The 10,469-nt window shown below is 74.2% G+C and carries 9 protein-coding genes; 1 reads left to right on the forward strand and 8 read right to left on the reverse strand.

Annotated features, from left to right (window positions below):
- Positions 1-95: 95 nt before the first annotated feature.
- From ACFUC1_RS18645 to ACFUC1_RS18675, 7 genes are all read right to left on the reverse strand, one after another.
- Complete coding sequence (locus tag ACFUC1_RS18645; RefSeq protein ID WP_379122486.1) at positions 96-2,471, reverse strand: [protein-PII] uridylyltransferase; 2,376 nt, start codon at positions 2,469-2,471, stop codon at positions 96-98.
- Between the two features lie 140 nt (positions 2,472-2,611).
- The gene (locus ACFUC1_RS18650) at positions 2,612-2,950 is read right to left on the reverse strand and encodes a P-II family nitrogen regulator (RefSeq protein WP_310155342.1); all 339 of its coding nucleotides are present in this window, start codon (positions 2,948-2,950) and stop codon (positions 2,612-2,614) included.
- Positions 2,947-4,395 carry an ammonium transporter gene (locus ACFUC1_RS18655; protein ID WP_379122489.1) on the reverse strand — a complete coding sequence of 483 codons (1,449 nt, stop codon included), beginning with the start codon at positions 4,393-4,395 and terminating at the stop codon, positions 2,947-2,949. The genes ACFUC1_RS18650 and ACFUC1_RS18655 overlap by 4 nt, the downstream gene beginning before the upstream one ends.
- A 123-nt stretch (positions 4,396-4,518) precedes the next feature.
- The gene (locus tag ACFUC1_RS18660; protein WP_379122491.1) at positions 4,519-5,160 is read right to left on the reverse strand and encodes a maleylpyruvate isomerase N-terminal domain-containing protein; all 642 of its coding nucleotides are present in this window, start codon (positions 5,158-5,160) and stop codon (positions 4,519-4,521) included.
- A gap of 40 nt (positions 5,161-5,200) precedes the next feature.
- Positions 5,201-6,220: a hypothetical protein gene (locus ACFUC1_RS18665; RefSeq protein ID WP_379122493.1), complete on the reverse strand. Its 1,020-nt coding sequence runs from the start codon at positions 6,218-6,220 to the stop codon at positions 5,201-5,203.
- The gene (locus tag ACFUC1_RS18670) at positions 6,217-7,098 is read right to left on the reverse strand and encodes a hypothetical protein (protein ID WP_379122495.1); all 882 of its coding nucleotides are present in this window, start codon (positions 7,096-7,098) and stop codon (positions 6,217-6,219) included. The genes ACFUC1_RS18665 and ACFUC1_RS18670 overlap by 4 nt, the downstream gene beginning before the upstream one ends.
- Positions 7,095-7,592: a hypothetical protein gene (locus tag ACFUC1_RS18675; protein WP_379122497.1), complete on the reverse strand. Its 498-nt coding sequence runs from the start codon at positions 7,590-7,592 to the stop codon at positions 7,095-7,097. Before ACFUC1_RS18675 ends, ACFUC1_RS18670 begins: the two co-directional genes overlap by 4 nt.
- Positions 7,593-7,681: 89 nt before the next feature.
- Between ACFUC1_RS18675 and ACFUC1_RS18680 the strand changes: the two genes are divergently transcribed.
- Positions 7,682-9,112 carry a lipase maturation factor family protein gene (locus ACFUC1_RS18680; protein ID WP_379122499.1) on the forward strand — a complete coding sequence of 477 codons (1,431 nt, stop codon included), beginning with the start codon at positions 7,682-7,684 and terminating at the stop codon, positions 9,110-9,112.
- Positions 9,113-9,139: 27 nt separating this feature from the next.
- On the opposite strand, the gene ftsY is transcribed toward ACFUC1_RS18680, so the two are convergent.
- Positions 9,140-10,354, reverse strand: a complete 1,215-nt coding sequence (ftsY, locus tag ACFUC1_RS18685) for a signal recognition particle-docking protein FtsY (protein ID WP_379122501.1) — start codon at positions 10,352-10,354, stop codon at positions 9,140-9,142.
- Positions 10,355-10,469 lie beyond the last annotated feature (115 nt).

The raw sequence follows: 10,469 nt of genomic DNA on the forward strand, positions 1-10,469 counted from the left end.
CGGCGGCAGGACCGCCGCGATCGCTCAAAGACCGCGGAGCTCGCCGGGCCGTGTCCGGGCGTGTCCGGGTATGCCGGGGCGCCGGGCGCGCGGGGTCAGGCGGGAGCGGCGCCGTCACAGGTGTCGATGATCATGGCCACGGTCCGCGCCACGGTGGCGGGCGCGAGGAGCCGACCACCGAACTCGGTGACGTAGAAGGTGTCCAGGGTCTGGCCGGCATACGTGGCGATGTGGGCCGAGCGCACGGACAGGCCCGCCTTGGCGAACCCGATGCCGAGGTCGTGCAGCAGGCCCGGCCGGTCCTGCGCCCGCACCTCGATCACGGTCGCGTCCTCGGAGGCGTGCGGGACGACGAGAGCCCTCGCCTGCCCGGGCGACCCGGTGCCCGACTCCGCGCTCGGTCGGGCGGCGAACTGGCGGCGACGCTCGAGCAGCCCCAAGGGGGCGCGGTCGCCCGTGGCGAGCCGCTCGAGGCCGCGCACGATCCGGTCGGCCTGCGGCGCCTCGCCGCTGGGGCTCTCGACGTGCCACTCGTTGGCCGCGACGCCGTCGACGGTGCGCAGGATCGCGGTCCGGACCACGAGCCCGTGTGCTGCGAGCAGCCCTGCGGTGTCGGCGAACAGACCCAGCCGGTCGCGGTCGAACACGTCGATCCGGTACGACCCGCCCTGGGGACGGACGACCACGCGCGGCTCTCCCGCGGCGACCGCCTCGAGATCGGACGCGTCGACGGTCACGGTCTGCGCCGGTGGCGGCACGCTCCCCTCCTCCCAGCCGCTGCGGGCGGCCTCGGCGAGCTGGCGCAGCAGGGTGGCGCGCCAGTCGGTCCATGCCTGCGGGCCGGCCGCGCTGGCGTCGGCCTCGGTGAGCGCGACCAGCAGGTCGAACACGTCCCGCGACCCACCGACGGCCGCGCGGGCCGCGGTGACCGTGCCCGGGTCCTGGTGGTCGCGCCGGGTGGCCAGGTCGATGAGCGTCAGGTGCTCGCGCACCAGCGTCTCGACGACCGCGACGTCGGCGGCCCGGTAGCCCAGGCGGGTCGCGACGGCCCGGGCGATCGGCGCCCCCGTCGCGGAGTGGTCGTGCGCACCGGGCAGCTTGCCGATGTCGTGCAGGAGCGCCGCGAGCAGCAGCAGGTCGGCGCGGCCGACCTGCCGCACCAGCCCGCCGGCGAGGACCACCGTCTCGATGAGGTGGCGGTCGACCGTGTGGCGGTGCACCGCGTTGCGCTGCGGGCGCGACCGGACCGCCGCCCACTCGGGGATCCAGCGGTCGACGACGCCGGCCTGGTCGAGACCCTCCCAGACGGCGATGAGCCCGGGGCCGGTGGCCAGCAGGTCGGCGAACAGGTCGCGGGCGATCTCCGGCCACGGCTCGGGCAGGGTCGGCGCCTGGGCGGCGAGGTTGCCGAGGGTGGTGGGGGCGATGGGCAGGTTGTTGCGGGCGGCGACGACCGCGGCCCGCAGCGGCAGGAGCGGGTCGGTCGAGAGCGCGCTGCGCGGTCCGAGGACGACCTCGCCGTCGTGCTCGAACATGCCGAAGCCGAGCGGGTTGAGCTGCGGCCGGCGCGGCCCGACCCGCAGGGTGCGTGCCCGCTGGGACTGCCCGGCGCGGCGCACGGTGCCGTCGAGCGCGTAGGCCACGGTGCGGCCCGCGTTCGCGACGGCCGTGAGCAGGTCGTCGGCGTCGGCGTGACCGAGGAGGGCGGCGACGGCGTCGTGGTCCTCGCGCCCGAGCCGGTCGCGGCCACGCCCCGTCACGACGTGGACGGCGTCGCGCACGTCGAGCAGCACGCGGTGCGCCTCGTCCACCCCCTCGTGCGGGCGGTCGGTCAGCCAGGCCGCGACCAGGGCCCCCAGCACCGTCATGTCGCGCAGGCCGCCGTGGGCCTCCTTGAGGTCCGGCTCGATGCTCTGGGCGAGGTCGCCGTGCCGGGCGTGCCGCGCCTTGAGCGCGTCGAGCAGCTGGGGCAGCCGGCGCCGGGCGTTCGCCCGCCAGTCGTGGGCGACGGTGGAGCGGGCGGCCGCCACGACCTCGGGGTCCCCGGCGACGCAGGTCAGGTCCAGCAGGCCGACGGCTGCGGTGAGGTCACCCGAGGCGACCGTGCGGCACTGGTTCACCGTGCGGACCGAGTGGTCAAGCTTCACGCCGGCGTCCCACACCGGGTACCAGACGCGGTCGGCGAGACCGCGCAGGTCCTCCCCGCTCAGGGACCGGCCGTAGTGCAGGAGGACGAGGTCGAGGTCGCTGAGGGGGCCGGCGTCCCCCCGGGCCAGGCTGCCCACGGCCGCGAGCGCGATCCCCTCGGTGGGCCGGCCGTCGAGGGCCTGGGCCCAGACCGTCCCCAGCCACTCGCGCGTCATCGTGGCGATCGCCTCGCGCCGGGCCGAGCCCGCCCCCGGCGCGTCGAACCCCCGCGCGCCGGCCAGGTCGAGGCGGCGGGCCGCCAGGTCGATCTGCTCCACGCTCATGCTCCTACGGTGCCGTGCCGACGTTTCCGGTTGCCTGCACTGGTGTTACGTCCGTGTTAGGTCCGCCGGGCGGCCGCACACGACACGGGGAAGCGCCCGGGGCTCCTGGGCTCCGGGCACCTCCCCTGCTCGTGGCGGTCCTACAGGGCGTCAGGGCCCCGCTCGCCGGTGCGGACACGGATGACGTCGTCGACCGGGACGGTCCAGATCTTGCCGTCGCCGATCCGGCCGGTCTGTGCGGCCTTGAGGACGACGTCGGCCACCGAGGCGGCGTCCATGTCGTCGACCAGGACCTCGACCCGCACCTTCGGCACGAAGTCGACGGTGTACTCGGCACCGCGGTAGACCTCGCTGTGGCCGCGCTGGCGGCCGTAGCCGGACGCCTCGCTGACGGTCATGCCCGAGATCCCGTAGGCCTCCAGGGCCTCCTTCACCTCGTCGAGCTGGTGCGGCTTGATGATGGCGGTGACGAGCTTCATGCGGATGCCCCCTCGTGGGTCTTGGACGTGGCCGGCTGGGAGGCGATGGTGGCCCCGCTCCCGAACCTGCCACCAGAGTGCCCGGTGATGTCGTAGGCGGACTCGGCGTGCTCGCTCAGGTCGACCCCGGAGACCTCGTCGGCCTCGGCAACCCGGAAGCCGATGGTCTTGTGGATCGCCAGGCCGATGACGTAGGTCACCACGAAGGAGAAGACCAGGACCGTCGCCGCACCGAGGAACTGCGCCCACAGCTGGGCGAACCCGCCGCCGTAGAACAGGCCCTCGTTGACGGCGAGACCGGCAGCACCCGTCGGGCTGCCCTTGGTGGCGAGGAGGCCGATGAGCAGGGTGCCGATGAGGCCACCGACGAGGTGGACGCCGACCACGTCGAGGCTGTCGTCGAAGCCGAGCTTGAACTTGAGGCCGACTGCGAGGGCGCAGCCGACACCGGCGACGAGGCCGACGACCAGGGCGCCGATCGGCGAGACCGTGGCACAGGCCGGGGTGATGGCGACCAGGCCGGCGACGACGCCCGAGGCGGCACCGAGGGAGGTGGCGTGACCGTCACGCAGCTTCTCCGTGATGAGCCAGCCGAGCATGGCGGTGCAGGTGGCGGCGAGGGTGTTGACCCAGACGCCAGCGGCCTGCGCGCCGGCGCCCAGGGCCGAGCCCGCGTTGAACCCGAACCAGCCGAACCACAGGATGCCCGCGCCGATCATGACCAGCGTGAGGTTGTGCGGACGCATCGGGTCCTTGGCGAAGCCGATGCGCTTGCCGAGCACGATCGCGAGCGCCAGGCCCGCCGCCCCGGCGTTGATGTGGATGGCCGTGCCACCGGCGAAGTCGTACGCGCCGGCTCCGCCGAACAGCAGGCCGTCGGCCTTGTTGGCGATCCAGCCGCCCTTCTCCGCGGCATACCCGCTGAAGGCGAACACCCAGTGGGCGGCCGGGAAGTAGACGAGCGTCGCCCACACGACCGTGAAGACGGTCCAGGCGGTGAACTTGGCCCGGTCGGCGATGGCGCCGGAGACCAGGGCGACCGCGATGATCGCGAAGACGACCTGGAAGGCCACGAACGCCGGTGCCGGGATGCCGCCCGCCGCTGCGACGCCCTTGGCGGCGTCGGCGGGGACGAAGCCGTAGATCTGGTCGAGGACGCCCTTGAGGCCGAAGTGGGTGAAGGGGTTGCCGATGAGGCCCCCGCCCACGTCCGGCCCGAAGGACTCGCTGTAGCCCCACAGGATCCAGACCGTGCCGACCGTCCCCATGCTGATGAAGCTCATCATCATCATGTTGAGGACGCTCTTGGTCCGGACCATGCCTCCGTAGAAGAGGGCGAGGCCGGGGGTCATGAACAGCACGAGGGCCGCCGCGGCGAGGACCCACGCGGTGTTCCCGCTGTCGGTGAACGGCGTGTCGGCCGCCACGAAGGTGATTGCGCTCATGGCAGGAAACTGTGGCGGGCGCCGGTTTCGTGTCGTGCCGGGCTTTGTTACGGCCGTGTTAGCGAAGGGTCACCGGCGTAAGAAATACGTTTCGCGGCTGGTATGCCGCCGGTCAAGGACTGGTCAGAACGCCGACACCTGGCCCTGCGAGCGCTGCGGACGGCTCAGTGCCCGCACCACCGCGGTGGCGCCGTGCCGGTCGGCGGCGACCGCAGCCAGCAGGCCCACGACCGGCACCACGGCCCCCTCGGGGAACTGCGGTGTCTCGACCCCCACGCTCGCCGCCAGGTCGTCGGCGTGGACGAGCATCTCCATCATCCGGGTCGTGAGGAAGTCGTCGGTCGTGAGCGACCAGCCCTGCCACGGGATGAAGATCGTGTCGGGCTCGCGCGGCGTGGCGAGCAGCTCGGCCAGCCTGTCGGTGTGCCCGGCCACGGTGGCCAGGACCGCGTCCGGGCCCGCCTCGGCCGCCTCGTCGTCGCGGACGTTCTGGGCAGGATCGACCTGCCCGGCGCGGGACGCCGCCACCCAGGGCGCACGGCGATAGTGATCCAGCACCGGGATGACCTCGCCACTGGGCTCGGCGGACAGCCCGCGGGCGACGGTGACCCCCTGGTTGAGCAGGTGGTGCGCCAGCCCGCCCACGCTCATCCCGGCGCACGCGCTCTCACGCACCCACGCGTCGCGGACCGCGGTCGAACCGGCGAGGTCGCGGGCGATGGCGACGGACTCCAGGAACGCGGTGCGGTGCTCGCTGAGGCTCATGGGCCGACCCTACCGAGGGCCGCCGACGCCGACCGGGTCCTCAGGCCCCCCGGTCGGGCGCGAGTGCCAGGTAGCGCTCCCCCATCGAGGCGAGCTCGTCGTCCCCCACCAGCCGCGCCAGCTCCACCAGGGCCTGCGCGGGCTCCCGCAGGCCCTCGAGGCGGCCCGACTCGACGAGGATGTCGCACAGCAGGATCCGCAGGTCCGGCGGCACGGGACGCCCGGTGCGCTCGGCGGCGCCGATGGCCTCCTGCAGCAGGACCGTCGCGGTGTCCGGGTCGCCGCCGCGCCACAGCACGAGGGCCTCGAGCTCGGCAAGGGAGATACGCAGCTCAACGGTCGGGTGCGCCTCGACCAGGGCGCGGGCCCGGGCCAGGGTGTCGTCGGTGCGCGGGTCGTCGACGGCCACCATCGCGCGGACGGCGAGGGTGGCCGCCTCGGCCGCCCAGCCGGCGTCGCCGTCCTGCTCGTAGAAGTGCGACGCCCGCAGCAGCAGCGTCGGCGCCATGTCCTCGGGGGCGACGTGCGCCAGACCCATGAGCCCGCCGGCGGCGTGCCCGGGCTCGTCCATGGCCAGCAGCTGCTCGACGTACCCCAGGCCTCGCTGCAACGCCTGCTCGTCGCCGACGCCGAGCTCCACCGGCACGAAGGCCATCCTGCTGCGGATCTCCTCCAGCGTGTCGCCCGCCGCTGCCGCCGCCTCCACCGACTCGGCCAGCACCTGCGCGGCGGCCGGGTGGCCGGCACCCAGCAGGACCTGCCCCAGCCGGCGGTCCAGCACCGCCCACCGCGACAGCTCCTCGGGCCCCTCGGGCCGCAGGACGCCGCGCGCCTGCGACCACCCGAACACGAGGTGGTCCATGCGGATCACGTCGTGCTCCTGCGCCGCCTCCAGGAGCGCCCGGTGGTATGCCGTGACGCCGTCGGGCAGCGGCGCCTGCGCCTCCGCGAGCACCGCCGAGGGCAGCTCCTCCGCGCCCGCGGCGTGCCGGGGCGCCCCGGCACCGCCCGCGTGGTCCGGCTCGTCCCGCCCGAGGGCGTCCCGGTCCGGCGCGGTCACGGGCGCTCCCCCACGAGTCGTGCGGGCAGCCGCCCGCGCCAGCGGTCGCCGGCCCTGGCCCGCAGCGACGCGGCATACCGCTCCAGCGGCAGGAAGGCCAGCATCATCACGAGGTGCGGCCAGAACGCGATGGTGATGGCGGCGTACGTCATGGCGTGGAAGACGAACCACGCGGCCACGACCCGGCGGCGCCACCGCTCGGAGAGCACGAAGATGACCGGCGAGGTGAGCTCGGCGGTGAACAGCACCCACTGGAACCAGTGCAGCGTCCACGGCACCTCGAGCAGCCACTGGGCCATCGGGGTCCCGCGGCGGACGACGGCCCGCACCATGGTCGCCGAGTTGACCCACTCCCAGCCGCCGAACCGGACCTTGGCCCAGGCGGAGAGGAAGTAGGTCGCGATGGCGGCCAGCTGCGCGGACCGCAGCGCGAAGCCGGCTGCCTCGGAGCGGCGGCGGTCCGACAGGTGCGCCAGCCCCACCGTGGGCAGCAGCACCAGGGCGACGACGAAGTCGGCCCGGTCGTGGTCGACCTTGCCGTAGGAGAAGGCGACGTACTGGTACCACGTCCAGGCGACCGCCACGGTCCACCCGAGGAGGCGCGGGGCCCGCCCGCTCATCGCGGCGAGGGCGGCGACGACGCAGCCCCACTTGAGGACCTGGACGAGCAGCACCGTGGCCGCGGGCAGGTGCAGGGCCTTGCCGAGCACGAGCGGCTCGTACCAGACCGGGTCGGCCCAGCCGTGGTACCAGCCGGAGGTGTGCAGGAGGAGGACGTCGACGACGACGAAGGCGAAGACGAGCAGCCGCAGCACCGCGACCCGCGCCACGGGCATGGGCTGGAACAGCCAGCCCTGCAGCCGGCGCACGGCGGTCACCGCGCGCTCCACTGCGCCAGCACCTCGGTGCGCACCTCCCCGGTCGGCTTGCGGTCGACGACGACGATGAGCCGGCGGACCACGCGCAGGGCCGTCCACGCGGGGGCGTCGGGCCGCAGCCGTGCGTGGCTGGCGGCGAGCGTGCCCAGCCGCGCCGGGTCGGCCTCGATCTGCGGGATGCGGCCCTCGACCTCCGCTCGGTTCAGCCCCGTGTTCTCCGGGGTGAGCGGCGCCGGCTGCCACCGACCCGGGTCCGCCGCGGTCTGCACCTCGATGCCGGTCGACCAGACCGAGCCCGACGGGGCCTGGGAGGTCGAGAACATGCGCCACGGCGAGAACGGCCACCAGTCGTCGTCACCGACGAGCGAGCCGGCGCAGAAGCCGGCCGCGAGCAGCAGGACGACCACCGCCCGCCAGGCCTTCGCGGCGCGGCCGAGGCGCTGCACGGGCTCGCGCTCGCGCACCTCCACCCGTTCGTCCACCCCGGTCGCCACGCGGTCAGGGTAGGCCATCATGGTGGGATGGTCCCGGACCGGAACACCCTGCGGTCGCCGGGCTGGCGGGCGGGCTGAGCCGGTGCGCCGTGGACTGGTTCGCCGCTGAGGGCTACCGGGTCTCGCGCCTGCTGTTCCAGCGCGGGCTGGGTGGGCTGTACCTCGTGGCCTTCCTCGCCGCTGCCCTGCAGTTCCGGGCGCTGCTCGGCAGCCACGGCCTGCTCCCGGTCCCCGCCTTCGTCGCGCGGGTGCCGTTCCGCCGCTCCCCCAGCCTGTTCCACTGGCGCTACTCCGACGGCCTGTTCGCCGCGGTCGCCTGGACCGGCGTGGGGCTGGCCGCCCTGACCGTCGTCGGCCTCACCGAACGTCTGCCCCTGCCGCTGTCGATGGCGGTCTGGCTCGTCCTGTGGGGGCTCTACCTGTCGATCGTGAACGTGGGTCAGCGCTGGTACGGGTTCGGGTGGGAGTCGCTGCTGCTCGAGGTCGGGTTCCTCGCGGTCTTCCTGGGCAACGCCGGCACGGCTCCTCCCCTGCCCGTCCTCGTGGCCCTGAGGTGGGTGCTGTTCCGGCTGGAGTTCGGGGCGGGCCTGATCAAGTGGCGCGGTGACGCCTGCTGGCGCGACCTGACCTGCCTGTACTACCACCACGAGACCCAGCCCATGCCCGGACCGCTGTCGTGGTGGTTCCACCACCTGCCCCGGCCCCTGCACAAGGTCGAGGTCGCGGCGAACCACGTCACCCAGCTCGTCCTGCCGGTCGGGCTCTTCCTGCCGCAGCCGGTCGCCGGCTGGTGCGCAGTCGTCATGGTCGTGACCCAGCTGTGGCTGGTGCTCAGTGGCAACTTCGCGTGGCTCAACTGGAGCGCCATCGTCCTGGGCGTCGCGGTCGTCCCGGACTCGTTCTGGCGGCACCTCCTGCCCTTGCGGCCCGACCCGGGCGCGACCGGGACGCCGCTGTGGTGGGTGGTCGCCTGCCTGGCGCTCGTGGTGCTGGTGCTCGTCCTCAGCCGTCGGCCCGCGCTGAACCTGGTGTCGAGGGACCAGGCCATGAACGCCTCCTTCGACGTGCTCCACCTCGTCAACACCTACGGTGCGTTCGGCAGCGTGACGCGGACGCGCTACGAGGTCGTGGTCGAGGGCTCCGCGGCGCCGAGCGGCTCGCCGTGGCTCGAGTACGAGTTCAGGGGCAAGCCGGGAGCCGTGCGCCGGCTGCCGCGCCAGTGGGCGCCGTACCACCTGCGCCTCGACTGGCTCCTGTGGTTCGCCGCCATCTCGCCCCGGTATGCCGAGCCGTGGTTCCCGAGGCTGCTCCAGCGCCTGCTCGAGGGCGACCGCACCACGCTGCGGCTGCTGCGGCACAACCCGTTCCCGGACGGGCCGCCGGCGGTGGTCCGGGCCACGCTGTACCGGTACCGGTTCACCACGTGGGCCGAGCGCCGTGGCACCGGCGCCTGGTGGCACCGCGAGGTCGTCGGCCAGTTCGCACCGCCGCAGGTCCTGCGGGACCCTCGCCGGGCCTGACGCCGGCTTGACGCCGGCCGGGCGCGGTCAGCCGACGATGGCGTCGACGAACGCCTCGGGGTCGAACGGCGCGAGGTCGTCCGGGCCCTCGCCGAGGCCGACGAGCTTCACCGGCACCCCGAGCTTGCGCTGCACCGAGACGACGATGCCGCCCTTGGCGGTGCCGTCGAGCTTGGTCAGGACGATTCCGGTCACGTCGACGACCTGGGCGAAGACCTCCGCCTGCCGCAGGCCGTTCTGGCCGGTGGTGGCGTCGAGGACGAGCAGGACCTCGTCGATGGGGCTCTGCTTCTCGATGACGCGCTTGACCTTGCCGAGCTCGTCCATGAGCCCGACCTTGTTGTGCAGCCGTCCGGCCGTGTCGACGAGCACGACGTCGGCCTCCATCTCGGTGCCCGCCTTGACCGCGTCGAACGCGACCGCCGCCGGGTCGGCGCCCTCGCGGTCGGAGCGCACGGTCGGGACGCCGACGCGGCTGCCCCAGGTCTCGAGCTGGTCCGCCGCGGCGGCACGGAAGGTGTCGGCAGCGCCGAGGACGACATCCTTGTCCTCGGCGACGAGCACGCGGGCGAGCTTGCCCACGGTGGTGGTCTTGCCGGTGCCGTTGACGCCCACGACGAGGACGACGGCCGGCCGCTCGGCGACGCGGGAGCTGGCGACGCTGCGGTCCATCGTGGGGTCGACCAGGCGCAGCAGGTCCTCGCGCAGCCAGGCGCGCACCGTGGCCTCGTCGGTGGTGCCCTCGACCTTGACCCGCGAGCGCAGGCTGTCGACGAGCTCGGTGGTGGCCTCGACGCCGAGGTCGGAGCCGATGAGGGTGTCCTCGACCTCCTCCCAGGCCTCCTCGTCGAGACGGCCGCGGGACAGCAGGGCGAGCAGGCCCTGGCCGAGGGCGCTGTTGGAGCGGGCCAGGCGGGCGCGCAGGCGCGTCAGGCGGCCGGCGACCTCGGCCGGGCGCTCGACCGTGGGGGTCGGAGGCGGCTCGACGAGGGTGTCCTCGGGCACCGGGAGGGTGTCGACCGACCCGGCGTCCTGCACCGTCCGCTTCGGCGCGTCGCGGGGCGGCTCGGCGTCGTCCCCGACACCCGGCAGCACGTCGCCCGACGGCTGCGTGCCGCGTGGCGCCTCCTTGGTTCGCCCGCCCCGCCCGCGGGTGAGGCCGACGAGGCCCCCGGCGAGGACGACGAGCAGTACGACCGCGACGGCGATCCATTCCCAGAGCTGATCGATCACGCGCGCCATCCTCTCATCGACCGGCGGCCCCGTCCGACGGCCGCCCCACGCGTGCGACGCGGCGCCGGACCCGTCCGACGGCCGCCCACGCGCACCGCCCCCGGTCGCTGCTGCGGCCGGGGGC

It is taken from the genome of Pedococcus sp. NPDC057267 (assembly GCF_042668795.1).
GTDB lineage: Bacteria > Actinomycetota > Actinomycetes > Actinomycetales > Dermatophilaceae > Pedococcus.